23 protein-coding genes are annotated in these 24098 nt (G+C 41.7%); 13 read left to right on the forward strand and 10 right to left on the reverse strand.

What is annotated here, in order from left to right; all coding sequences use genetic code 11:
* Positions 1-262: 262 nt before the first annotated feature.
* Positions 263-469 (forward strand): KTSC domain-containing protein, encoded by a 207-nt coding sequence (locus ADA42_RS05545; protein ID WP_004936538.1) that lies wholly within the window; start codon positions 263-265, stop codon positions 467-469.
* A gap of 7 nt (positions 470-476) precedes the next feature.
* Here ADA42_RS05545 and ADA42_RS05550 read toward each other — a convergent pair whose 3' ends face one another.
* The 3 genes from ADA42_RS05550 to ADA42_RS05560 form a co-directional block, all read right to left on the reverse strand.
* Positions 477-695: a DUF1653 domain-containing protein gene (locus ADA42_RS05550; RefSeq protein WP_048764004.1), complete on the reverse strand. Its 219-nt coding sequence runs from the start codon at positions 693-695 to the stop codon at positions 477-479.
* A gap of 169 nt (positions 696-864) precedes the next feature.
* Positions 865-1308 (reverse strand): universal stress protein, encoded by a 444-nt coding sequence (locus ADA42_RS05555; protein ID WP_025094238.1) that lies wholly within the window; start codon positions 1306-1308, stop codon positions 865-867.
* Between the two features lie 408 nt (positions 1309-1716).
* Complete coding sequence (locus ADA42_RS05560) at positions 1717-1986, reverse strand: hypothetical protein (protein WP_004936547.1); 270 nt, start codon at positions 1984-1986, stop codon at positions 1717-1719.
* 419 nt (positions 1987-2405) lie between these two features.
* Here ADA42_RS05560 and ADA42_RS05565 point away from each other — a divergent pair, with 419 nt between their 5' ends.
* Positions 2406-4604, forward strand: a complete 2199-nt coding sequence (locus tag ADA42_RS05565) for a TonB-dependent receptor (RefSeq protein ID WP_048764006.1) — start codon at positions 2406-2408, stop codon at positions 4602-4604.
* Between the two features lie 52 nt (positions 4605-4656).
* On the opposite strand, the gene ADA42_RS05570 is transcribed toward ADA42_RS05565, so the two are convergent.
* Positions 4657-6111: a SulP family inorganic anion transporter gene (locus tag ADA42_RS05570; protein WP_048764007.1), complete on the reverse strand. Its 1455-nt coding sequence runs from the start codon at positions 6109-6111 to the stop codon at positions 4657-4659.
* Between the two features lie 581 nt (positions 6112-6692).
* Between ADA42_RS05570 and ADA42_RS05575 the strand changes: the two genes are divergently transcribed.
* The 3 genes from ADA42_RS05575 to ADA42_RS05590 all read left to right on the forward strand — a co-directional run bounded on the left by ADA42_RS05575 (position 6693) and on the right by ADA42_RS05590 (position 9671).
* Positions 6693-6896 (forward strand): hypothetical protein, encoded by a 204-nt coding sequence (locus ADA42_RS05575; protein WP_048764009.1) that lies wholly within the window; start codon positions 6693-6695, stop codon positions 6894-6896.
* 394 nt (positions 6897-7290) lie between these two features.
* The gene (locus tag ADA42_RS05585; RefSeq protein ID WP_048764011.1) at positions 7291-8610 is read left to right on the forward strand and encodes an NCS2 family permease; all 1320 of its coding nucleotides are present in this window, start codon (positions 7291-7293) and stop codon (positions 8608-8610) included.
* A 62-nt stretch (positions 8611-8672) separates the two neighbouring features.
* Positions 8673-9671, forward strand: a complete 999-nt coding sequence (locus ADA42_RS05590) for an adenosine deaminase (protein WP_004936559.1) — start codon at positions 8673-8675, stop codon at positions 9669-9671.
* A 37-nt stretch (positions 9672-9708) separates the two neighbouring features.
* Here the strand turns inward: ADA42_RS05590 and ADA42_RS05595 are convergent, their stop codons facing one another.
* The gene (locus tag ADA42_RS05595) at positions 9709-10260 is read right to left on the reverse strand and encodes a cytochrome b (protein ID WP_004946473.1); all 552 of its coding nucleotides are present in this window, start codon (positions 10258-10260) and stop codon (positions 9709-9711) included.
* A 200-nt stretch (positions 10261-10460) separates the two neighbouring features.
* On the opposite strand from ADA42_RS05595, the gene ADA42_RS05600 reads away from it, so the two are divergent.
* Together ADA42_RS05600 and rnhB are read left to right on the forward strand one after the other, a co-directional pair.
* On the forward strand, positions 10461-10841 hold the full coding sequence (locus ADA42_RS05600; RefSeq protein ID WP_004936563.1) for a hypothetical protein: 381 nt from the start codon (positions 10461-10463) through the stop codon (positions 10839-10841).
* A gap of 23 nt (positions 10842-10864) precedes the next feature.
* Positions 10865-11452 (forward strand): ribonuclease HII, encoded by a 588-nt coding sequence (gene rnhB, locus ADA42_RS05605; protein WP_048764013.1) that lies wholly within the window; start codon positions 10865-10867, stop codon positions 11450-11452.
* A gap of 72 nt (positions 11453-11524) precedes the next feature.
* Here rnhB and csrA read toward each other — a convergent pair whose 3' ends face one another.
* The 3 genes from csrA to alaS all read right to left on the reverse strand — a co-directional run bounded on the left by csrA (position 11525) and on the right by alaS (position 16008).
* Positions 11525-11779, reverse strand: a complete 255-nt coding sequence (gene csrA / locus ADA42_RS05610; RefSeq protein ID WP_004925987.1) for a carbon storage regulator CsrA — start codon at positions 11777-11779, stop codon at positions 11525-11527.
* 246 nt (positions 11780-12025) lie between these two features.
* Complete coding sequence (locus tag ADA42_RS05615) at positions 12026-13306, reverse strand: aspartate kinase (protein ID WP_004936569.1); 1281 nt, start codon at positions 13304-13306, stop codon at positions 12026-12028.
* Positions 13307-13371: 65 nt separating this feature from the next.
* A complete protein-coding gene (gene alaS / locus ADA42_RS05620) occupies positions 13372-16008 on the reverse strand; it encodes an alanine--tRNA ligase (RefSeq protein WP_004936572.1) in 2637 nt (878 codons plus the stop codon).
* Between the two features lie 466 nt (positions 16009-16474).
* Here alaS and ADA42_RS05625 point away from each other — a divergent pair, with 466 nt between their 5' ends.
* The 5 genes from ADA42_RS05625 (at position 16475) to ADA42_RS05645 (ending at position 21536) form a co-directional block, all read left to right on the forward strand.
* Positions 16475-17500: a type I glyceraldehyde-3-phosphate dehydrogenase gene (locus ADA42_RS05625; protein WP_025094819.1), complete on the forward strand. Its 1026-nt coding sequence runs from the start codon at positions 16475-16477 to the stop codon at positions 17498-17500.
* A 164-nt stretch (positions 17501-17664) separates the two neighbouring features.
* Entirely contained in the window at positions 17665-18831 is a 1167-nt protein-coding gene (locus ADA42_RS05630; RefSeq protein WP_004936579.1) for an ATP phosphoribosyltransferase regulatory subunit, read from the forward strand.
* A 69-nt stretch (positions 18832-18900) separates the two neighbouring features.
* Positions 18901-20220, forward strand: coding sequence for an adenylosuccinate synthase (locus ADA42_RS05635; RefSeq protein ID WP_004936582.1), 1320 nt, complete (start codon positions 18901-18903; stop codon positions 20218-20220).
* A gap of 109 nt (positions 20221-20329) precedes the next feature.
* Positions 20330-20641: a hypothetical protein gene (locus ADA42_RS05640; protein WP_004946486.1), complete on the forward strand. Its 312-nt coding sequence runs from the start codon at positions 20330-20332 to the stop codon at positions 20639-20641.
* A gap of 115 nt (positions 20642-20756) precedes the next feature.
* Entirely contained in the window at positions 20757-21536 is a 780-nt protein-coding gene (locus ADA42_RS05645; protein WP_004936586.1) for a M48 family metallopeptidase, read from the forward strand.
* Positions 21537-21589: 53 nt separating this feature from the next.
* Here the strand turns inward: ADA42_RS05645 and ADA42_RS05650 are convergent, their stop codons facing one another.
* Positions 21590-22636 carry an NADP(H)-dependent aldo-keto reductase gene (locus ADA42_RS05650; RefSeq protein ID WP_048764015.1) on the reverse strand — a complete coding sequence of 349 codons (1047 nt, stop codon included), beginning with the start codon at positions 22634-22636 and terminating at the stop codon, positions 21590-21592.
* A 165-nt stretch (positions 22637-22801) separates the two neighbouring features.
* Positions 22802-23506 carry a cAMP-activated global transcriptional regulator CRP gene (crp, locus tag ADA42_RS05655; RefSeq protein ID WP_004936591.1) on the reverse strand — a complete coding sequence of 235 codons (705 nt, stop codon included), beginning with the start codon at positions 23504-23506 and terminating at the stop codon, positions 22802-22804.
* A gap of 144 nt (positions 23507-23650) precedes the next feature.
* Here crp and ADA42_RS05660 point away from each other — a divergent pair, with 144 nt between their 5' ends.
* On the forward strand, positions 23651-24073 hold the full coding sequence (locus tag ADA42_RS05660; protein WP_004936595.1) for an OsmC family protein: 423 nt from the start codon (positions 23651-23653) through the stop codon (positions 24071-24073).
* Positions 24074-24098: the final 25 nt, after the last annotated feature.

Raw genomic sequence — 24098 nt, forward strand, 5'->3', positions numbered from 1 at the left:
GTCTAACATGCCTAACAGCTCCAAAGGAGTAAATAATTTAACTTATTGAGAAGAATAAGATAAATGCATTGATAGGTGAAACGGTATGTTTTTATCAATACAATCGGTTTTTTGAATAAAGGTGGCTTTTAGTCAGCAAAATTTTATTTAACAGCTCATTCACTTTACAAATATTCTCTTTGTGCGCGATTCAGATTCTTGTAATGTCAAAAGAATAAAAGATGCCTAAAAAGTGATCTTTTTGTATGAAAAAGGAGCTTATATGCAGCAACTGGTGAGTGTTAAGTCATGGCAATACGATGCAATATCACGCCATCTTAAAATTTTTTATGAGAATGGTACAGGGGCCTTATACCATCCTGTACCTGTATTTATCTATGACAATTTATTACGTGCGACCGATAAAGCAGCTTTCATTCACAAGTATATTGAATTTGACTTACACTTTAATCGACTTTCGATTTTATAAGCCAGCGTTAGTCTATACAATGTAAAAACTGAAAGCGTGGTTTGATTTCGTTATCGTGTTCTACGGTTTCAATAAACATGGTGAGCGGGCGTGCCCAAATGGAGTAATCTCCGTATAAACACTGATAAATCACCAATTCTTCTTCAGTCTCGCTGTGTTTTGCAACATGCAAAACTTGGTAAAGCTGACCTTTATAATGCTGGTATATGCCTTTACGAAGTGACATGATCGCTCGCCTTAAATACTAATGCTGTAGAAGCTACTATGTTATCGTATTCTTTGCAAAGCGGGTAATCGCAGCATTCAATCGTTTGATTGAAGTGCATTAAAATTAATTAATTCGAGTTAAAAAATTCGGCTCTGACACATTAATGATGAGCAGAGCCAAATATGGTCTATTTTTTTACAATTAAAACAGGAAGTTCAGTGTTCCCTAGCACATCTTGAGCAAAGCTACCTAAGAAAAACTTTTGAACACCTTTACGACCGTGTGAGCCCATCACAATCAAATCAATCTTCAAATCTTCAGCAGCCTTAATGATACCTTCAGCAGACACTTCACCTTTTACGATCTGTGTTTCGACCTCAATACCATGCACAGTCGCAGTGCTTTTTACATATGCCAAGGTTTCTTGTGCTTTTGCCTGTGCTTCAATGAAATAGTCTTTCATAATCGGGGATACATAGTAAAAATCGACACCGCTAAACGGATCCTCAGCCAATAAGCTAATTGCAGTTAATTTGCTACCAAAAGCTTTGGCGAGCGATGCAGCATGTTCGAATGCTGCTAAAGAAATTTCAGAGCCGTCAACGGGAACTAAGATATGTTGGTAACTCATAATGTTTATTCCTATGTTATGCGTAATTGTTATGTAATGTGCGAAAGAGTGATTAAGCTCAGATGGACAATCCAAGCATCATCTTCCTTTAATTTTATAATAAAATCAAATACAAATAACCACAAGACCAATTACAATAAGATAAACTGAGAAAAATGATTTTAAATATCTTTTTGAATTTTTTTCATCTTCTTTTGTTTAACCTGAATGCTATCAGTTTTTTATTAAAATAATGACCAAATTCAAATTGTTAAGATAAGCAATGATAATATTTATAATCGTGTAGATACGCTGAAAAAATAACTTAAGTATCTAAAGTGTCTGCAATTTAGCATGCTCGTTATTGACGGTATCTTTGAAGATTTTTGAACTCAATGCGCAGTTTAATGCGCATTGGATTTTCTAGATTTAATTAAAGCATTTGTCCCATCTTTCTAGACTAAAGCTCTGACCGACAGAGAAACGCTGGCGAATTAATTCGGGAAGGTGGCCTAAATAGCGTACATAAACTTCGGGTGTACGATCTACTTTATGCACAATAGTTAAAATTTCGTAGATGGCGGAGCTCTTATCGTGATCTAGTTCAATCCATTCGCCTACTTGAGGAGAAATGCCAATCGTTTTTAATCCCAAGTTTTTCGAGGGAGACTGGCTTAGATCGATCAAAATAATATTCATCTAAATAGGTTCCTTAAATCGTTAACCGTGTTTTAACTTTTAAATTAATTATCAAGTCATAAAGTTTTTAAGGCTTATATTTATAATAAAAATAGAAGAAAAGAAAATTGCAAAAAGCTTCTTTTTTTATTTTTTTTAATTTAATGAAAATGAAAGATTTATTTGAAATATATATTTTGATGTATTTCTATACATATATAAATCGAGATCTGTAATGAATGGATAGACTTTAAATATATATTTAAACAAATAAATGATATGTAAATGATTTAAATTCGAATTCTAGGTATAAAACCAAATAAATAATATGAGATTGGTTTGTAAGTAAAATTTAAGAAATTGTATAAAAAAAGTAATGCAAATGGGAATGTTTTTTATTAATATTTGCGATTTGTATCCCCACTTTGGATATTGCGCCGATGATTCAGAAACGTTTTTTTAAACAGCCAGGAACCGCAGCCTTCAGATTGAGCTTGCTTAGTCTTATGATTGTGCAAACACAATACGCTTTTGCCAATCAAAATGAAGATGTTAAAAATTCGACTGCCGTGATGCCAACTCTGACGTTGGAAGCGATGAGCGAGCTTGACCCGATCAAAAGCTATGTGGATTATGCTCAAGCCAATGTGACACGAAATGGTCTAGATAAGAAAGATATACCTCAGACCATTGATACCATTGATGTGCAAAAGTATAAGATTTATGGTGCCAATGATTTAAGTGTGATGTTACAAGGTACACCGGGTGTGACCACCAATTATGATACACGCGGTGATGGGATTGTGCTTAGAGGATTCAACGCCGACACCAGTGATATATATCGAGACGGTATCCGTGACAGCGGGCAAATTCGTCGTAGTACGGCCAATATTGAACGAATTGAAATTTTAAAAGGCCCAGCTTCGGTACTTTACGGTCGTAGTGGTGGAGGTGGTGTGATCAATATGGTCAGCAAATATGCCAACTTCGATTCGAAAAGTACGGTAGGTGGCTACCTCGGCTCTTGGAACAACCGCGGAACAACGATTGATTTAAATCAGGCGATTGATCAAAACTGGGCGGTACGCCTAACCAGTGAATATGGTGAAACAGACAGCTTTAGGCGCGGAATTCAGCAACGGCAGGTGATGGCCTCACCCAGTGTGACTTATCGTAATGATGACCAGACAGTCATTTGGACCACTCAATATACCTACGACAAATTGCATCGGATTCCAGACCGCGGCCCATCTTATTTTGATTTGGCAAAAAGTGGTGTGTATCCTTCAATTAAGCAAGGTTTTGCGCACGATGGTGATTATATCGATGATGAATTACACTTGATTCGCACTGATTTGAAATATCAATATGCGACCAATTGGAACTTTCATTGGGCTTTAAGTTACCGCGAAGCGTCCCAAGATTTTGATAATTATTTTGGTGGAACTTACTGCGCCACAAAAAGCGCGACATGTTTATATCCGGGCTACATTCGTCAAAGCTATGCATGGCAACAGACCACCAATAAAACCATCACCAATACTTTTGACTTAACAGGTGTGTTTAATACTGGGCGTTTCGAACATCGTGTACTTTTAGGGGCCGATGTTACTAAAGAGACACGTGAGCCAAGACTGGGGAATTATTCGAGTGGCAGTACGCAATTATATGGGTATTTCAACCCGTACACGGGTGATACCATTGAAACTTTTGATCGTGCAAATGCTCAGATCACCACTCAGAATTATAGTGAAGCATTAAATTTAGGGTTTTTTGCCCAAGATTTGATTCGCTTAAACGCTTCGTTACAACTGATGCTCGGTGCCCGATACGATATCTATGATTCATCTACACAGGTTAAAATCAGAAACAAGCTGGCCGTAGATGAATACTATTCAAAATCTGAAGGCACGTTTAGTCCAAATATCGGTTTAGTTTGGCAGCCTCTCGATGCACATAGTATTTATACGTCGTATAGTCGTAGTTTTGCACCATTTGGTGGTTCAATAGGTGTGAACGCTGTTTCGAGTAGTGTGGTCAATGCCGAGCCTCAATACAACGATCAATTTGAGGTTGGAATTAAAAGTGACTGGCTTGATCAGCGTTTGAGCACGCAATTTTCGGTTTATGACATTCGTAAACACAATATTCGCTATCAACCCGATGCCATTAACAACCCTGATCTGTGGGCTGTTGCAGGCGAGCATGAGGCACGTGGAGCAGAATTTAGCTTTATTGGCCGATTACGCGATAACGTGTTTATCCGCGGTGGTTATGGCTATACCGATGCAAAGGTAAAAGAAAATATTCAATATCCGCTAACAGAGAATAATCCTCTAGATAAAGTCTCTAAAAATACAGCAAATCTATTTGTTCGTTATTTGCCAACTGAAAATCTGTATTTTGAGACAGGAGTAACTTATCAAGGTTCGTTTTACGCTTACCAAAATGGTAATTTAAACAGCACGCCTGTACATATCAATGGCTTTGCACGACTCGATGCAGCAATTGGCTATAGCTTTGCACCTTGGAACGTGACGCTTGCAGTAAACAATGTAACCGACAAGCAGTACTGGCGCTCGGCTGAACTACCGGGTACGCCACGCAATGTTTTATTGCGCTTTGGTTATCAGTTTTAAATGAATAATCATCCATGCAGATTTAATCCTGCATGGGTGATTTTCGACGTATTTATATCTTCGAGTGGGTACCATATTGTTCAATCATGATCGAGCTGGCTTCGTTTAAACCTCTTACGCTCACCAAAACGCCATTTTTCTTGAATTTATCTACAATGCTGTCTAATGTTGCCACGGTGGTGACATCCCAGATATGTGCATGGGTCAAATCAATCACCACATGCGTAACATCCTCAGAAAAATCAAATGCATGTGCAAAGCGCTCTGATGAACTAAAAAAAAGTTGACCGCGTACATCATAGTGGCGAATGTTGTCTGTACGGGAGGTTTCAATATGTACATCATTTTCAAGTTTTTGTGCCAAAAATAATGCCGACAGTAAAACACCCACCAATACGCCAATCGCCAAGTTATGGGTAGCCACTACCACTACCACGGTTGCCAGCATCACCACAGTACTTGTTGTTGGGTTGCGGCGAATATTTTTGACTGATCCCCAATCGAAGGTACTGATCGAAACCATGATCATGACAGCAACCAAAGCTGCCATAGGGATGATCTTGAGCCAGTCACTAATAAACACCACTAAAATCAGCAAAAACACACCCGCAACTAGGGTAGAGAGTCGAGTGCGTGCACCAGATTTTACATTAATCATCGACTGTCCAATCATGGCGCAACCGGCCATACCACCCATCATCCCCGTAACGATATTGGCAATACCTTGACCTTTACATTCTTGATGCTTGTTGCTGGCACTGTCGGTCAGTTCATCTACAATTGTGGCGGTCATCATCGACTCGAGTAAGCCGACTGCAGCCATTGCACAGGAATAGGGCAGAATGATCCATAATGTATCAAGATTCCAAGGAATATTAGGGATAAAAAAGTGCGGTAATTGATTGGGAAGATTCCCCATATCGCCAACGGTGCGTACATCTACACCCATTAAATAGGCGATGAGAGTAATTAAAACAATACATACCAATGGGGAGGGAACAAGCTTTCCAATCACGGGCAAGTATGGAAACAAGTAAATAATGGCTAATCCAAGCGCAACGAACACATATACCCAAGATGAGACATGTATCAGTTCGGGGAGTTGAGCCATAAAAATTAAAATGGCCAGTGCGTTTACAAAACCGATTACAACCGACTTAGACACAAAGCGCATCAGCTTGGCCAGTTTCAGCTGCCCCGCAATAATTTGAATAATCCCGGTTAAAATTGTGGCTGCAAACAGATAGTCCAGTCCATGTTCTTTGACCAACGTCACCATGAGCAAAGCCATCGCGCCAGTGGCGGCTGAGATCATGGCTGGTCGACCACCTACAAATGCGATGATCACTGCCATCGAAAAAGAAGCGTAAAGGCCAACCTGTGGATCGACACCTGCAATAATAGAAAAAGCGATTGCTTCAGGAATCAGTGCAAGACCAACAACTAAACCAGCGAGAACATCTCCACGAATATTGGAGAGCCATTGCTGTTGAATTTGAGCAAACATAAAAAGCCTATAAAATTTTTTATTTCGTACAGGCTAGCGATGTGATATTTACACACGACTACACCACATCACCAGACAGTGATGATTTCAATTGATGAGAACTAAAAGAAGATCAATTAAGGTGGCGTAAGGATCATGTAAATAAATCGAGGAGGTGGGTTTTGAAGCGCGTAGGTTAACACATGCAGGTATGAAAATACAGGTTGGGCGTGCATGCTGCCAAGATGAGCTTGAGAGGAAAAGTAAAATAAAGGGCCATATTAAAGCCTGAGCTTGAAGGAAAAATGTATATATCTTAAAAATCTACAGTGCGCTCTTTGTGATTTAATGTAATCAGAGTATGATCAACTAAGCATCGTATGATAGAGATAAAATGATGCCTTTAATGTCATGATATAAATGACAAAAATAAGACATTTGCACAGTAATAATGCGAATAAGTGTGAATTAAGTCACAAAAATGTAGTCAAAAAGTGTTGTTTTATAGTTTAATAGCGTGTCTATAAAATGGTAGGCACAAAGTGGCGTTTGCATCAGTCGAGCGTCTGAAAAATTCATTTTACTGATAAGATTTTTAAGATATGAAAAAAATAGCTGCTGTGTCCGTTGTTGGGCTTGTATTGGTCTTGGGTTATGGGATCTATATAGATTCTCGTGCCAAAAAACGCCAAGAAATATTGCATATCATTAAAGATGCCGAAAAAGGTATAAAAATGATTGAAGCCAATCCGAATCATATCAATCACAAATTTCTAACTGAGCGTACAACTCAAGAGCAGTTTTAACTTTAAAGTTGACCGTCGGGAAAAATAAGTAATTGATTTGTTGCACGATTAATTTAGAAAAACACGTATTTATAAAAAAATAAACAAAATAAAATCAATCTGTTATAATCCACCGTCAAGTATTAAGTGATTAAAAGACAGCAATTGGGGCTGAATTACTTAATCGTTAGGTTGAAAAAGCCGCATGCTCATGCGGCTTTTTTCTGTTGGGGGAGCCTTTGTCATTATCCAAAGCCAGCATACTGATTATTTTAAATAAATAATAATCAAGCTGATGGCATAGTATTTGCTCAGGCCTAAACAGATTTTTCATGTGCAGTACAGTGCTTTTAACATGGCCTGTAAACATGATCGCAGAATTACGAAATGCTCAATTTTCTCATAGGGCGATGATATGACCACTCCTAATCCTTCAGTAGGTTTGCTTGAGCGCTTGTTTAAGCTAAGCGAAAACAAGACAAACTTCAGAACTGAAGTACTTGCAGGTGTAACCACATTTTTGACCATGTGTTACATCATTATTGTAAACCCGATCATTCTTTCAGAAACGGGAATGAACTACGGTGCTGTCTTTGTTGCAACCTGTTTGGCTGCAGCAATTGGTTGTTTGGTCATGGGCTTGATTGCCAACTATCCAATCGCATTGGCACCGGGCATGGGCTTAAATGCATATTTCACCTATTCTGTATGTTTGGGTATGGGTGTGCCTTGGCAGACAGCTTTGGCTGCCGTTTTCATTTCTGGTCTTGTTTTCTTGGCGATTAGTTTCTTAAAAATCCGAGAAGCGATTGTCAATGCGATTCCAATGTCACTTAAGTTCGCTATTGGTGGCGGTATTGGTTTATTTTTGGCGCTGGTAGCACTCAAAAATGCCGGTATTATTGTAGATAATCCTGCCACACTGGTGGGGTTAGGTAATCTCAAATCTCCAACTGTCTTGTTGGCCTTTCTTGGTTTTATCATTATCGTAGTTTTGCACCAGTTAAAAGTACGTGGTGCAATTATTATCAGTATTCTGGCGATTACTGGTCTTTCCACGCTACTCGGCTTAAATGAGCTAAAAGGTGTAGTCGGTGCCATCCCATCAATTGCACCAACATTTATGCAAATGGACTTCGAAGGCCTGTTTACAGCAACCATGATCGGTGTGATTTTTGTGTTTTTCTTGGTCGATTTGTTTGATAGTACCGGAACACTTGTTGGTGTTTCGCACCGTGCCGGATTGCTCAAAGATGGTAAGCTACCACGTTTGAAAAAGGCCTTGTTTGCCGACTCAACTGCAATTGTTGCGGGTGCAGCTTTGGGAACATCTTCAACAACACCATATATCGAATCGGCATCGGGCGTAGCAGCAGGTGGGCGTACGGGTTTGACCGCAGTGGTGGTGGCTGTGCTATTTCTAACATGCTTGTTTTTATCACCGCTTGCTCAATCTGTTCCTGGTTTTGCGACTGCACCAGCGCTACTCTTTGTCGGTGTGCTCATGATTCACGGTATTACCAATATTGATTGGGACGACATTACAGAAGCGGTACCGGCTTTCCTCACGATTGTATTTATGCCATTTACTTATTCAATTGCCGATGGTATTGCAATGGGTTTTATCAGCTATGCGATCATTAAATTGCTGACTGGTAAGGCTAAAACCGTACCATATATGGTCTGGATTGTTGCTGTACTTTGGGTTTTCAAATTTGCAGCATTTGGTGGTTAATTTTTGTTTTAAACTAAAGGGTGTAGTGACTTACACCCTTTTTTATTTTGTAAGGAGTTTGGATGAATCAAGCAGAACTAATTCGTGCCCTGCCGAAAGCAGAATTGCATGTGCATATTGAAGGAACTTTTGAACCTGAGCTAATGTTTGAAATTGCTCAGCGTAACCATATCGATATTCCGTACCAGTCGGTTGAGGAAATCAAACAGGCGTATAACTTTCACAATCTGCAATCTTTCTTAGATATCTACTACGCGGGTGCTAACGTTCTGGTTAATGAGCGTGATTTTTATGATCTTGCTTGGGCATATTTTAAAAAATGTGCGGAAGACCGCGTGGTTCATACAGAAATATTTTTCGATCCGCAAACACATACTGAGCGTGGCGTTGCTTTTGAGATTGTATTAAACGGCTTAAAACGCGCTTGTGCAGATGCGAAAGAGCAACTGGGAATTAGCTCTGAGTTGATTATGTGCTTCTTGCGCCATTTAAGCGAAGAAGACGCATTTAAAACGCTCGAACAAGCTTTACCGTATAAATCAGATATTATTGCTGTGGGCTTAGATTCAAGTGAAGTCGGACATCCTCCTTCTAAGTTCGAGCGTGTTTTTGAAAAAGCGCGTGAAGAAGGCTTCTTGGTTGTCGCCCATGCTGGTGAAGAAGGGCCACCTGAATATGTATGGGAAGCTTTAGATTTACTCAAAGTGAATCGTATTGATCATGGTGTTCGTTCTGAAGAAGATCCGGCACTCATGCAACGTCTGATTCAGGAAAAAATGCCACTCACGGTGTGTCCACTCAGTAACCTCAAGCTTTGCGTTGTCGATGACATGAAGCAGCACAACATTCGCCGTTTGCTTCAGCAAGGCGTGCAGGTTACGGTGAACTCTGATGATCCGTCTTATTTTGGCGGATATATGAATGATAACTTTGTTGCCATTCAAGAGGCTTTAGATTTAAGTCAAGATGAGCTAAAGCAACTTGCGATTAACTCGTTTGAAGCGTCATTTATTGCTGATGAGCAAAAGCAAAAATGGATTGAAGAAATCAAAGCCATTTAAAAGAAAAAAGCATCCTCTCGGGATGCTTTTTTTGTGTCTAGCGTTGTCGTGTCATACTTCTGAGCACGTTATCTTTATCAATAAAATGATGTTTTAAAGCTGCCAGTAAATGCCCCACCACCAAGAATCCTGCAATCCATGAAATATAGATATGTAGAGGTTTTACAATGGCGGTGACTTCAGGATTTTCTCCAATCAATTGTGGGATATTAAATAAATAGAGTACAGGTGCAGGGTGGCCCGCACTCCAGCTGTACAAGCAGCCTGTAATCGGCATTGCAAGCAAAATAAGATACAGCGCTAAATGCCCGATATGAGCAAACGTTTTCATCGCAGGTGACATAGTCTCTGGTAACTGCGGAACAGGATGTGTATAGCGCCAAAAAAGACGTATTACCACCAGAAAAATAATCGTGGTTGCAATGTTTTTATGCAGCGTAATCACATCTCCTTTAAAGCTGCCATCGTTTTCGTAACTTAAAAAGTTGCCACTATAAAAGCCAATCATCCAAGCGGCAATAAAGATAATCGCCATAAGCCAGTGAAGTATTTGAGCAGTGCGCGTGTAATACTGAGGGGAAGAAGCCATTTTTTTAAATCCCAACAAGGTCATCATTTTTATATCACCATCATAAAAAGTCTTGATGCGATTAAAAACCAAGAACTTGTAACGATGTGTCTTTTAAACAGAACGATTTGATCTAGTTGTCGGATTAAAGCGCATCACGCTATTTCATAAATAGATGGAGTTGGGCACAATACGCTATTTAAATTTTGAAGGTGAAGCACTTGAAAAAGTTAGCGCTGATGGTATTGCCTGTATGTTTGATTTTTACTGCATGCACCACAATGGATACCACAGGAACAGCACAGACCTCTTCTGGTTCATCGCAACTTGGTATGGCAGCTTTAAAAGTTGCGGTCAATGTTCAGTGCCTGAATAAAATTGAAACCTTACCTGCTTGGAAAAGTGCGACCAAAGTGATGTCGAACGAGCAAAAGCAAAGCATTCAAACCGAAGTTTGCGGTTGTGTCAGTGAAAAAGCACCATATAGTGTGACCACGATGGACATTGCAACAGCCAGTCTTGACCCAGCTGCACGAGCAACTATCGTCAATCAGATTGTCACTAAAACCGTGAGTGAATGTGTGGTACAAACCTTAAATTAAACTAATCAATCTGGGGTTTTACTTTGGAACAAACCAACCTATTTGTTGCAGGAGTCGATGAGGCAGGGCGTGGCCCTTTAGTCGGTTCTGTGGTAGCGGCAGCCGTGATTTTAGATCCTGATCATCCCATTGCTGGATTGAATGATTCTAAAAAATTAACGGAAAAAAAACGTGAAAAGTTGTTTATTGAAATTCAGGAAAAAGCATTGGCTTGGTCGATTGCTGAAGCTACACATACTGAAATTGATGAGCTCAACATCCTGCAAGCTACTTTTTTAGCCATGCGACGCGCGGTTGATGGCTTGCAGCAGCAGCCCATGAAAGTAATTGTAGATGGCAATCAGATTCCAAAGGGAATGACAATTGCCTGTGAAGCGATTGTCGTTGGAGATGCAACGCATGCCGAAATTAGTGCTGCGAGTATTTTAGCCAAAGTGACTCGTGATCGCCAAATGGTTGAACTGGATCAAAAATATCCATTGTTTGGTTTTGCTAAACATAAAGGATATCCAACCAAGGTACATTTTGAGGCAATAGCTCAGTATGGTGTCATTGATGAGCACAGACGCAGTTATGCACCCGTTAAACGTGCCTTAAACCAAGACCAATAGAAAAGTGAAATTGCTAAAATGTTTAAAGCGGCTAAATTAGCCGCTTTAATTTGGGAGGGTATAAATAAAACTTTAGCGATTAAAGTTATTTTGAGAGTAGTTATCGTCTTCAAAAGAAGGCTGATAATCTTGATCTAGGTGCTGAAGATGTTCATGCATTGCGCGTTCATGTTGAATACGTTGATAAATTTCTTCACGGTGAACCGATACTTCTTTCGGTGCATTCACACCAATACGTACCTGATTCCCCTTAACACCAAGCACAGTTACACTGACTTGATCCCCAATCATTAATGTTTCCCCGACACGACGGGTAAGAATCAGCATGTTTATCTCCTTGCAAAATGCTAAACCTGCGATAGTTTTTTCAAAAAGTGAAAACACAACCTCGGAATTGAGAGAATTTTAACAGAATTATTAGAAAATGAGAATTTCTTATAAATTCTGTTGAAATTTTCTTAAAAACCTCTAGCGCTAATATAACAGAGCCACTATAAAAAACACTATAGTGGCCCTGATTTTTTGTCACGATTCTTTGAAAAGTGAACTAACTTCGGCTTAACTGGTTAATCATTAAGCACGTGCGCTGCTTTCACCATGCTCGCGGTCTAAACCAAAAGCAGTATGAAGTGTGCGCACTGCAAGCTCTAAATAATTCTCTTCAATCAAGACTGAAACTTTGATTTCAGACGTCGAAATCATCAAAATATTGATGCTTTCTTCAGCTAAAGCCATGAACATTTTACTTGCAACACCTGCATGTGAACGCATGCCTACACCCACAATCGATACTTTTACAATATCATCACGGGTTGAGACTTCACGTGCACCAATGGTTGAAGCAGTTTCTTCAAGAATTTTCTTGGCTTTAGCCAAATCACCACGGTTTACTGTAAAGGTAAAGTCGGTAGTTCCATCTTCTTCAACATTTTGAACGATCATGTCGACTTCAATGTTGGCAGCACTGATAGGAACTAAAATTTTAGCGGCGATACCCGGTTCATCTGGAACACCCAAAATAGTTAATTTTGCTTCGTCACGATTAAATGCGATACCAGAGATAATCGGTTGTTCCATTGTATCTTCCGCCTCAGTTGTGATTAGTGTACCTACGTTTTGTTTAAATTCTTCATCAAATGCACCGTCGTTGTCGTTGTCAAAGCTTGACAATACACGGAGGGGCACTTGATATTTTCCTGCAAACTCTACAGAGCGAATCTGTAGAACTTTTGAACCCAATGATGCCATTTCCAGCATTTCTTCAAAAGAAATACGATCCACTTTTTTGGCTTTTGGTGCAACACGTGGGTCTGTGGTGTAAACACCGTCCACATCGGTATAAATCTGACATTCGTCTGCTTTGAGTGCGGCAGCCAATGCAACACCTGTAGTATCTGAACCGCCACGACCTAATGTGGTCGTGTTGCCTTTTTCATCTACCCCTTGGAAACCCGCAACGACAAGAACACGTCCTTCGTCAAGATCTGCGGTCATCACGTCGGTATCAATCGATTCAATACGTGCTTTATTGTAAGCGCTGTCTGTTTTGATACCAACTTGACGACCTGTATATGATTTAGCTTCGACCCCAATCGAGTTGAGTGCCATTGCTAACATCGAAATCGTCACCTGTTCACCGGTTGAAACCATCTGGTCTAACTCGCGTGGGTCAGGGGTGTCGGTAATGGCTTTCGCGAGAGCAAGTAGGCGATTGGTTTCGCCACTCATAGCCGATACAACCACAACAACCTTGTGGCCGTGATCATGCCAACGCTTCACACGACGAGCAACATTTAAAATGCGCTCGGGAGTACCCATAGAAGTACCGCCATATTTTTGAACGATTAATGCCATAGTTGTTCCATATAAGCCATGACCCTGAGAGGCTTATTCAGGGTCAGTTACACAAAAGTGAAGTTTTAGTGCTGTTCAAGCCATGCAGGTAATGCTGCAATCACTTGCTCAAACTTCTCGTTTAGTGGCGCGCCACCTTGTGCTAAGTCAGGTTTACCACCGCCTTTGCCGCCTAGTTCGGTTGCAAGATGCTTAATGATATCGCCTGCTTTTAGATTGGCAGTGAACTGTTTGGCAACAGAGGCAATTAGGCTCACTTTGTCGCCTTCAACTCCAGCCAGTACAATTACTGCATCCTCTAATTTTGATTTCACACTGTCATGTAAGTTGCGAAGTGATTTCGCATCCATATTCTGCACAGTGGTGATCAGTGTCGAACGACCTGCTACGGTCTGAACTTGGCTTAAAAGTTCAGCCGCCTGGAAGTTTGCTAACTTTTGGTTAAGCTGTTCAATTTGCTTTTGCAATGCTGATGTTTGTTCGACAGCAGCGTGAACACGTTCAACAGTTTGATCTTTTTGAGCTTTTAGTAAGCTATTAATTTGCTGAATATCAGTGTCTGCTTTTTGAATAACTTCAAGTGCCTTGGTGCCTGTAACCGCCTCAATACGACGTACACCTGCAGCCACACCGCCTTCAGATGTAATCTTAAACAAGCCGATATCGCCTGTACGCTGTACATGGATACCACCACAGAGTTCAATCGAGAAGTTGCGCTCGTCAATCACCGAACCCATTGAAAGTACGCGCACTTCATCGCCATACTTTTCACCAAAAAGCATCATCGCGCCTTTGGCTTTGGCAGACTCGATATCGAGTACTTCAACACCAACAGCAGTATTGGCAATAATTTCACGATTAACCAGTTGTTCAACTTGCTGTAATTGTTCAAAACTCACAGGTTGATCATTGGCAAAGTCAAAACGCAGGATATCGCTTGCAACCAAAGAGCCTTTTTGCTGTACATGCGTACCTAAAATTTGACGAAGGGCAGCGTGTAACAAGTGCGTAGCAGAGTGATTGCGGGCAGTTGCAGCACGCAAATCTGCTTTAACAATCGCATCAACTTGTTGAGTGGCTTTAAGGCTACCCATGGTAACAATACCTTGATGAACAAAAGCACCACCAGATTTTTTAGTGTCTTGTACTTCAAAGATACCGGTATCGTTTTTGAAAATACCTGTATCACCAATTTGGCCGCCACTTTCAGCATAAAATGGTGTCTGATTCAGCACGATTAAGGCTTCATCACCTTCTGCAATTTCGTCAACTTGTTCACCATCTTTATAGATGGCAATAATCTGGCCATGACCCGAAGTTGCATCATAACCATCAAATTGAGTTTCGCCATCAACTTTCACAATGCTGTTGTAGTCGACTGCAAACTTGCCCGCATCACGTGCGCGGCGACGCTGTGCTTCCATTTCGCGCTCGAAACCAATTTGATCGATTTCAAGATCACGTTCGCGTGCGATATCTGCGGTTAAATCTGTTGGGAAACCATAGGTGTCGTATAGTTTAAAAACGGTTTCGCCTGGAATCACTTTGCCAGAAAGCTGAGCAAGTTCACCTTCAAGTAATTTAAGACCTTGCTCAAGTGTTTTGGCAAACTGTTCTTCTTCTTTAAGGAGTGTGGCTTCGATGCGTGCTTGATCGGTTTTAAGCTGTGGATAAGCGTCGCCCATCACATCGATTAGTGGCTGTAGCATTTTGTGGAAGAACGAGCCTGTTGCACCCAATTTATTACCATGGCGAACTGCACGACGAATGATACGACGCAATACATAACCACGGCCTTCATTTGATGGATTTACACCATCTGCAATCAGGAAGCAGCAAGAGCGGGCGTGATCGGCAACCACACGTAATGACGGTTGGCCGTTATCTTCAACACCAATAATCTCGCAGGCAGATTTGATCAAATGCTGAAACAGGTCGATGTCGTAGTTGGAGTTGACATGTTGTAATACTGCACTGATTCGCTCAAGGCCCATGCCAGTATCAACCGCAGGTGCTGGGAGCGGATGTAAAACACCATCGGCGGTACGGTTAAACTGCATGAAGACGTTATTCCAGATTTCGATGAAACGATCGCCATCTTCTTCTGGAGAACCCGGTAAACCACCCCAAATATGATCGCCATGATCATAGAAAATTTCTGAGCAAGGACCGCAAGGGCCTGTATCACCCATGGCCCAGAAGTTGTCTGAGGCGTACTTTTCACCTTTGTTGTCGCCGATACGAATAATACGCTCAGCTGCAATACCGATGTCTTTATTCCAGATGTCGTAGGCTTCATCATCGGTGTGATAAACCGTCACATACAGTTTGTCTTTTGGTAGGCCTAACCATTGCTCGCTGGTCAGAAAATCCCATGCAAAATGCAGTGCATCACGCTTGAAATAATCACCAAAAGAAAAGTTGCCGAGCATTTCAAAAAAGGTGTGATGGCGTGCGGTATAACCTACGTTATCGAGGTCATTGTGCTTGCCGCCTGCACGGACACACTTTTGTGACGACGTAGCACGAACATAATCACGTTTTTCAAGGCCCAAAAAGCAGTCTTTAAACTGGTTCATTCCGGCATTGGTAAAAAGAAGTGTTGGATCATTGGCTGGGACAAGTGAGCTCGATTCAACGCGTGTGTGGCCTTGCGATTCAAAATAACGCAAAAACGCTTCACGGATTTCAGCTGATGTCATAAAACGAGTACTCACAACCAAGTCACTCCATAAATTCTTAATAGGCTATATGCACGCAATTTGTATTGATCATTGATTTTAAACAAGCACTAAATTGCGGCGTGGCATAAATGTTAAAAGCGCTAAATTATAACGGAAAATACCTATTCGACCAATGATTTTAAAGAGAAATGATGACAAAACTGTGCAATTTAACCCCTGAACTGTGCATCTTAAATTCTCTAACTCAAGATAAGAGTTATTTTTCAATCAATTGATACAAAATTGCCTCGCTTTGTATAGCAATCTATTTGTTTGAAAAATGTGCATCTAATTTTGATATTCGCTTTTAACTCTAAAATCAGACATCAACATGGCCGGTTAAAAAATAATAAAGCAGCGTTTAAGCACAGTGGAAGGCTATCTTCAATCGGGTCAATCCATTACCATAGATGCAGTTTAAGTTTTTGTGTGTCAAGGATTTACCATGCAACGTATTGCCATTAATGGTTTTGGTCGAATTGGTCGAAATGTTCTGCGTGCTTGGTTCGAAAATCCGAAGTCGTTTAACTTTGAAATTGTGGCATTAAATGATGTTGCCGATGTGAAAACACTCGCGCATCTATTTAAGTACGATACCACGCATGGACCTTTTCATGGTCAGGTTGCCATCGAAATTGAAAGTGAGCAGGTTTATTTATCGATTCAGGCGCATGGGCGAACACTCAAAGTACAGGTGTATCGTGAAGAAGCACCTGAAAATCTGCCTTGGAAAGCGCTTGATGTGGATGTTGTACTAGAATGTACCGGATTGTTTAGATCACATGCCGATGCTATTCGGCATTTGGGCGCTGGGGCAAAACGTGTGATTATCGGTGCAGCGCCATTCGATAAAGTCGATGCAGCGATTGTGTACGGTGTCAACCACGCCGATGTAAAACCAACAGATCGAATCATTTCCAGTGTGTCCTGTACCACGCAGGCGTTGGTTCCCTTGGTCAAGATTATCGATGATGCATTTGGCATCGAAACAGCACTGATGACTGAAATACATGCTGTCACTGCCGATCAGGCTGTTTTGGATCATGCACACCGAGACTTACGCCGGGCACGTGCATCGGGTCAAAATATTATTCCGACCACATCGAGTGCCTTAGGTGCATTAAAGCGTGTTTTGCCTAAAATGGAAGACCGTATAGAAGGGTATTCGATTCGTGTTCCAACCATCAATGTTGCCGCGATTGATCTGAGTTTTGTGGCACAATCTGCGGTTACGGTGCATCATTTAAATGAGGTGCTCAGTAATGCTGCGCGCCTCGACTATACCGAAATCATGGCCGTTACTGACGAGCCGCTCGTATCGAGTGATTTTAATCATTCACCTTATTCATTGATTGTGGATTTAACCCAGACACTCGTAGTAGGGCGTCAGGCCAAGGTTTTTGCGTGGTACGATAACGAGTGGGGCTATGCAAATCGATTACTCGATTTGTGCGAATCCTTCCATGGTTGAGGCTTAAGCACCTGAAACAGAATTAAATTTGTGGATATGTCATAAATCCTAAAATTCTCAGGTGCATGCGTGAAAGTATCGTGCTAGACTAGGAGAAATCGGGTGTGTTCCCGATTTTTTTATGCGGGTTATATGCCGCCTTAAACAGATTTTAGGTTTGAAACATGCCGATTTCAGAGACATGGTTGCTCCCTGACGGGGTTGCAGATGTATTACCCGAACAAGCGCAAGTAATCGAAACACTTCGCCGACAAGCTCTCGATTTCCTCGCATCCCGAGGTTATCAACTGGTATATACACCATTTATCGAATATATCGAATCTTTGTCTTTATTATCAGAGTCTAACAATGACCTTGATTTGGTCACTTTTAAGGTGATCGATCAGCTTTCTGGGCGGTTGCTGGGTGTTCGTGCAGACATGACCCCACAAGTGGCACGTATTGATGCCCATGTTCGCTCAATCGACGGTGTAGCGCGCTATTGCTATGCCGGCACGGTCTTACATACAAAACCACAGAATTTCAATTCCACGCGTGCACCATTACAACTCGGTGCAGAGCTCTATGGTCATGAAAGCCTAGAAGCAGACATCGAAATGGTCGATGTGATGCTTGGACTGATTCAGCACGCTATAAAGCTAGATGGTTTACATCTAGATCTTGGACATGTTGGACTGTTTCGTAGTCTGGTTAAACGTGCTGGCCTAAACAAGCAAACCGAACAGGATTTATCTGACTTGTATCAACGCAAGGCATTGCCGGAGCTTGAGCAAGTGACGAAAACACTGCCGTTTGGTTCGGATTTTTATGCACTCGGACGTTATGCAAGTGACTTAAATGCGCTTGAGCAGCATTTAAGCCAAGATGTGTTAAGTGACACCGCATTTAGCCGTGCACTGCATGATTTAAAAACCACACTGACACAAATTCAAACGCGCTGGCCAAATTTACATATTGGCATTGATGTGGTTGAACTACGCAGTTACCACTATCACACAGGCCTCATGTATGCTGTTTACGCACCGAATCGTGCGGCACCGCTTGCACAAGGCGGGCGCTATGATGGCATTGGTGAGCACTTTGGTCGCGCACGTCCTGCGACAGGTTTTAGTTGTGACTTATACGCACTGTGTGGCGGGCAGTTCAAAGAGATCGACATTGTGGTGGCACCTGCTGGACAAGAACCAGCGTTACAAGCTGCAATTGCACAGGCACGTCAAAATGGATTACGCGTGATTCAACTGCTTGGCAACGACGATTTAAGTTCAGTACCTTACGCAACGCATCAGATGGTGTTTGCGCAAGCACAATGGACAATTCACAAGATTTAAGTGTTTGTTTGCCAAGCATGCAAGGCAAATAAATGTTCAATTTTAACAGCATGATGTAATGAGGCTATTATGGGCAAAAATGTTGTGGTACTCGGTACCCAATGGGGCGACGAAGGTAAAGGTAAGATCGTCGACCTGCTCACAGATCAGGCGGCTGCAGTCGTACGTTATCAAGGCGGGCACAATGCAGGGCATACTCTTGTCGTAGGTGGAAAGAAAACTGTATTGCACCTCATTCCATCAGGCATTTTACGTGAAAACGTGTTGTGCTTAATTGGAAATGGCGTGGTACTTTCACCTGCTGCATTAATTAAAGAAATGGCAATTTTGGAAGAAGAAGGCGTACCTGTGAAGGAACGTTTACGTATTTCTCCAAACTGTCCACTTATTTTGCCAAACCACATTGCTCTTGACCAAGCGCGTGAGAAAAAGCGCGGCAATGCCAAAATCGGGACAACAGGTCGTGGTATTGGTCCAGCGTACGAAGATAAGGTCGCGCGCCGTGCAGTACGTGTTGCCGATTTGGTTCGCGGTGGTGCAGCACTTGAAGAAAAACTTCAAGAAATGCTTGAGCTACACAACTTCCAGCTCACTCAATTCTACGGTGTAGAAGAAGTGAAGTTTGAAGATGTACTTGCACTATGCAACGAATGGCGCGAAGTTTTGGCACCACTTGTCATTGATGTCACCAAAGTTCTACATGATTACCGCAAAGAAGGTAAAGCGATCATGTTTGAAGGTGCGCAAGGTTCATTGCTTGATATCGACCATGGTACATATCCGTTTGTTACCAGCTCAAACACTACAGCAGGTGGTGTGAGTTCTGGTTCGGGTATGGGGCCATTGCACCTTGACTATGTGCTTGGTATTACCAAAGCATATACCACGCGTGTGGGTTCTGGTCCGTTTCCAACGGAATTGGTTTACAATGCAGCGACCGATGAAGGTGATGCAGTTGGTAAGCACTTGGGTACTGTGGGTCACGAATTTGGTGCATCAACTGGTCGTCAGCGTCGTTGTGGCTGGTTCGATGCAGAAATTTTGCGTCGTTCGGTTGATGTAAACTCACTTTCTGGTATTTGCTTGACTAAACTCGACGTTTTAGACGGTTTGGAAGAAGTGAAGATCTGTGTGGGTTATGAAAATACAGATTCAGGCTGCGCAGGTTCTTCAGATGCGATTTCATTTGAGAGCTTGAAACCTATCTATGAAAGCATGCCGGGCTGGACGGAATCTACAGTAGGTCTAACCAGCGTAGATCAGTTACCTGCCAATGCAATTGCCTACGTAAAACGTATTGAGCAACTGATTGGTTGTCCAATCGACATTATCTCGACGGGTCCAGACCGTGCAGAGACGATTGTATTGCGTCATCCGTTTTCTGCATAAGAAAATGCCGTGACCTACGACTAAAGAAAAGCTCCTTAAGGGAGCTTTTCTTTTGGATATTGTTAAAATAAAAACAACCATTAAAGATGAACAGAAGCAGAATCCATCAATGAAAATTTTGCCCAATATTGCACAAACTATTTTTTATTCATTATTGTTTGCAATTGGCGGTGCACCCACCATCGGCATGTGGATTGCACGCATTCAAACCCAGAATCCCGATTTAATTTTGACTGCATTTATTGGTCTGACCGTAATTATCGCCTGTGTGCTGGTTCCTGTTGTGCTCATTCAAAATAGCTATTTGCTGGTCAAGCGCAACAATGTGCTACTCGATGATAAAATCAAACCATTATCGAAGTTTTACTTTGTGGTGGACTTATGTTGTTTGGCCTCTTGGGTGTACTTTGTAGTGGTTTAATCACACTGGTTACATAAATCCTATGATGTTTTCTCAATTCTTCGATATGTTTTAAATATAATGCACCCGAAAACAGAGACATACACTCGTTCATGTCGCGTTCTGGAGTAAAACGATGAATAATAAATTTTTAATGGGTTTTTGCGCGGCCACAGCCATCTCACTTTCTGGATGTGCGTCTTTAGGTGAATTTTCAGGCACAGATTCTGCGACCTTAAATGCCAGTGCAGCGCAAAGTTTCTCGCAAATGCGACAAGAAGCACAGCAAAAAGGCATACTCGATACCAGTTCATCGACCTATCGACGTATTAATACTGTAATGCAGCGTATGATTCCATATGCCAACCAGATGAATCAGACAGGTCAGCCGTTCCAATGGCAACTGGCGGTGATCAAGTCGGATACCATTAATGCATATGTAGCGCCAGGCGGCAAAGTTGTGTTTTATACCGGAATTGTCAATAAGCTTAATTTGTCTGACAACGAAATTGCTGCCGTAATGGGACATGAAATGACCCACGCCTTAGAAGAGCATGCAAAAAGTAAGCTTGGTGCTCAAAATCTTACTGGCTTAGCGCTGAATTTAGGCAAAGCCTATGCGGGTGACAGTATAGGTCAGTTTGGCTCTGCTGCACTCGATTTAGGCAGTCAGGTCGGTGTAGGTCTACCGTACTCTCGTAATTTGGAAACACGTGCCGATTACGGTGGTCTCATGCTCATGGCTAAATCAGGTTATAACCCGCAGGCTGCAATTACATTGTGGGAAAAAATGAATAAACTCGAAGGTGCAGGTGGTCCGTCATTCCTATCGACTCACCCTTCAAATTCACAGCGTATTGGTGAAATGCGCAAGAATTTACCTGCTGCAATGGCTGTTTATAACAACCGCCGTTAATAAAATGATGAAAAAAGGGATGCCATCGCATCCCTTTTTTTTGTCTATTCAGCTTAAGGCGCAGGGTTAGGTTGTTGAATATGGATCTTTTCAATTTCTTGTAACAGCGCTGGATCGAGTGTGAGATCAAACGCAGCAATATTTTCTTTTAACTGATCAAGACTGGTGGCACCAATGATGGTGCTGGTTACAAAGAATTGCTGTTTGATAAAGGCCAGTGCCAGTTGAGTTAGAGTTAGGCCATGTTGTTCTGCCAATTGTGCATAGCGCTCGGTGGCCCATTCGCTTTGAGGGTTACTATAGCGGGTAAAGCGCGGAAAAAGTGTGACGCGTGCATTGGCTGGGCGTGCGCCATGTCTGAACTTACCGGTTAAATAACCAAAAGCCAATGGCGAGTAGGCCAATAGCCCAATACCTTCATATTTGGCAATTTCCGACATGCCTACTTCATAGGTTCGGTTTAGCAGGTTATAAGGGTTTTGAATACTCACAAAACGATCTACACCCAGCTCTTTTGCCAGTGATAAAAACTTCATGGTGCCCCAAGGGGTTTCATTCGATAAACCAATATAACGAATTCGACCATTTTGGATTTCTTTTTGCAGCGCAATTAAGGTGTCATGCATTGCCTGTACATCGTACTCGGCCTCTGCTTGTGCGTTTGCATAACCTAATGTGCCAAAAAAGTTGGTATTACGTTCTGGCCAGTGCAACTGATACAAATCGATATAATCTGTGTGGAGGCGTTTTAAGGATAGGTCGAGTGCTTCGGAAATATGTTGACCAAAACGCGTTTCTCCTTCACGGATATGACTTCCCCCAAAGGCTGGCCCCGCAATTTTCGATGCCAAAAATACCTGATCGCGCTGACCATGCTGTGCAAACCATTGTCCTAAAATTTTTTCTGTGGCGCCGTAGGTTTCAGGCTTAGGAGGAACCGAATACATTTCTGCGGTATCCCAAAAATTGATCCCTTGTTCGAGCGCGTAATGGAGCTGTTCAAAGGCCTCTTGCTGGGAGTTTTGTTCGCCAAAGGTCATGGTGCCTAAACAAATTTCAGGTACTTTTATATCACTGTGACCGAGTCGATTAAATTGCATACTAAGTATTCCCTTAATGTGAGTCATGTCATGCATGAATTGATAAGATTTGAATTAACTTAAAGCATAATTAGAGCTATAAATGTCAGTTTTTCGTATTGTTGTGCATTTAGGGCTGTAAAAAAAAGCAAACCCTGAGGTTTGCTTTTTGGTATTTAGAAAAACTTATTCGTCATCAGTTTCGTCATCGTGATAATTTTGTGCTTCTAAAGAAGCGTCAAAAATTAGGATTGCTTTACCATCGGTTTCAATCATGCCTTGCTCTTCAAGCGTTTTTAAAACACGACCTACCATTTCACGAGAACAACCAACAATCCGGCCAATTTCCTGGCGTGTGATTCGAATCTGACGACCATTCGGTAAAATCATGGCTTCTGGCTGGCTCGCAAGATCGATGAGGCAACGTGCAATACGGCCCGAAACATCGATAAACGCAAGATCGGTCACCTTACGCGTGGTATTTTTCAGGCGACGCACCAACTGAGCAAAAACCGCATAACTTAAGTCTGGAAATTGCTTGCTGAGTTCATGAAAATTATCGTAAGAGATTTCAGCAATTTCACATACATCACGCGTTCTTACTTCTGCTGTACGTTGTGGGTTCGATTCGAACAGTCCCATCTCGCCAAAGAAGTCGCCTGGATTGAGATAAGCCACAACGATTTCACGCTCGTCATCTTCACGTAAAATAATGGAAACTGAACCTTTTAAAATCAAATATAAAGACTTAGATTCTGAACCTGCATCAACGATCGTGGTACGTTTTGGATAACGATTGATGTTTGCTCTTTTTAATAGTGCTTTGACTGATTCAGGTAACTGACCAGGTGATAGAGCATCTGTACTAAGTTGTGAGAAATTTGATGTCATTACTAAAGTTTCCAAAGAGGATAATAAGATCGCACAAGACTCAAATGAGTGTATTCATACACGGGAGATGAAATTCCTTCTCAACCCATTTTATGCTAGTGTACAGCTATACTGTAAATTTATAGCTTTTTTTAAGGAGTTGCAATGCAAACAAGTGTACATTGGTTAGAGAATGTCGCCTTCGAAGCAAAATCCGAAAGTGGCCATTCTGTGACCATGGACGGCTCTGCCGCTTATGGGGGTGAAAACCGTGGTCCACGTCCTATGGAATTGATTTTAATGGGACTTGGTGGGTGTGCTTCGTTTGATATTGTGACTATTTTAAAGAAAGCGCGTCAAGATGTGACAGATGTCGTGTGTGAGCTAAAAGCTGAGCGAGCAGACACCATTCCTGCTGTGTTCACCAAAATCCATTTACATTTTGTGGTCACCGGCAAAGCGGTCAAAGAAAAGCAAGTGGCCAAAGCCATCGAACTTTCTGCAGAGAAATATTGTTCTGCAAGTAAAATGCTGACCGATGGGGGAGTTGAAATTACCCATGACTTTGAGATCATTGAAGCGACATAAGCATACATCGTTCAAAGTATAAAAA

This window comes from Acinetobacter sp. 243_ASPC (assembly GCF_001054715.1).
GTDB lineage: Bacteria > Pseudomonadota > Gammaproteobacteria > Pseudomonadales > Moraxellaceae > Acinetobacter > Acinetobacter soli.

Excerpts from the sequence above, each read along its gene's own strand:
- ADA42_RS05630 (WP_004936579.1), top strand. The coding sequence starts at position 17,665 with ATGCCGATTTCAGAGACATGGTTGCTCCCTGACGGGGTTGCAGATGTA.
- ADA42_RS05575 (WP_048764009.1), top strand. The coding sequence starts at position 6,693 with ATGAAAAAAATAGCTGCTGTGTCCGTTGTTGGGCTTGTATTGGTCTTG.
- ADA42_RS05650 (WP_048764015.1), bottom strand. The coding sequence starts at position 22,636 with ATGCAATTTAATCGACTCGGTCACAGTGATATAAAAGTACCTGAAATT.
- ADA42_RS05590 (WP_004936559.1), top strand. The coding sequence starts at position 8,673 with ATGAATCAAGCAGAACTAATTCGTGCCCTGCCGAAAGCAGAATTGCAT.
- alaS (WP_004936572.1), bottom strand. The coding sequence starts at position 16,008 with ATGACATCAGCTGAAATCCGTGAAGCGTTTTTGCGTTATTTTGAATCG.
- ADA42_RS05545 (WP_004936538.1), top strand. The coding sequence starts at position 263 with ATGCAGCAACTGGTGAGTGTTAAGTCATGGCAATACGATGCAATATCA.
- ADA42_RS05615 (WP_004936569.1), bottom strand. The coding sequence starts at position 13,306 with ATGGCATTAATCGTTCAAAAATATGGCGGTACTTCTATGGGTACTCCC.
- ADA42_RS05645 (WP_004936586.1), top strand. The coding sequence starts at position 20,757 with ATGAATAATAAATTTTTAATGGGTTTTTGCGCGGCCACAGCCATCTCA.
- crp (WP_004936591.1), bottom strand. The coding sequence starts at position 23,506 with ATGACATCAAATTTCTCACAACTTAGTACAGATGCTCTATCACCTGGT.
- ADA42_RS05550 (WP_048764004.1), bottom strand. The coding sequence starts at position 695 with ATGTCACTTCGTAAAGGCATATACCAGCATTATAAAGGTCAGCTTTAC.
- ADA42_RS05595 (WP_004946473.1), bottom strand. The coding sequence starts at position 10,260 with ATGGCTTCTTCCCCTCAGTATTACACGCGCACTGCTCAAATACTTCAC.
- csrA (WP_004925987.1), bottom strand. The coding sequence starts at position 11,779 with ATGCTGATTCTTACCCGTCGTGTCGGGGAAACATTAATGATTGGGGAT.
- ADA42_RS05565 (WP_048764006.1), top strand. The coding sequence starts at position 2,406 with ATGATTCAGAAACGTTTTTTTAAACAGCCAGGAACCGCAGCCTTCAGA.
- ADA42_RS05660 (WP_004936595.1), top strand. The coding sequence starts at position 23,651 with ATGCAAACAAGTGTACATTGGTTAGAGAATGTCGCCTTCGAAGCAAAA.
- ADA42_RS05560 (WP_004936547.1), bottom strand. The coding sequence starts at position 1,986 with ATGAATATTATTTTGATCGATCTAAGCCAGTCTCCCTCGAAAAACTTG.
- ADA42_RS05555 (WP_025094238.1), bottom strand. The coding sequence starts at position 1,308 with ATGAGTTACCAACATATCTTAGTTCCCGTTGACGGCTCTGAAATTTCT.
- ADA42_RS05640 (WP_004946486.1), top strand. The coding sequence starts at position 20,330 with ATGAAAATTTTGCCCAATATTGCACAAACTATTTTTTATTCATTATTG.
- ADA42_RS05635 (WP_004936582.1), top strand. The coding sequence starts at position 18,901 with ATGGGCAAAAATGTTGTGGTACTCGGTACCCAATGGGGCGACGAAGGT.
- ADA42_RS05625 (WP_025094819.1), top strand. The coding sequence starts at position 16,475 with ATGCAACGTATTGCCATTAATGGTTTTGGTCGAATTGGTCGAAATGTT.
- ADA42_RS05570 (WP_048764007.1), bottom strand. The coding sequence starts at position 6,111 with ATGTTTGCTCAAATTCAACAGCAATGGCTCTCCAATATTCGTGGAGAT.
- ADA42_RS05585 (WP_048764011.1), top strand. The coding sequence starts at position 7,291 with ATGACCACTCCTAATCCTTCAGTAGGTTTGCTTGAGCGCTTGTTTAAG.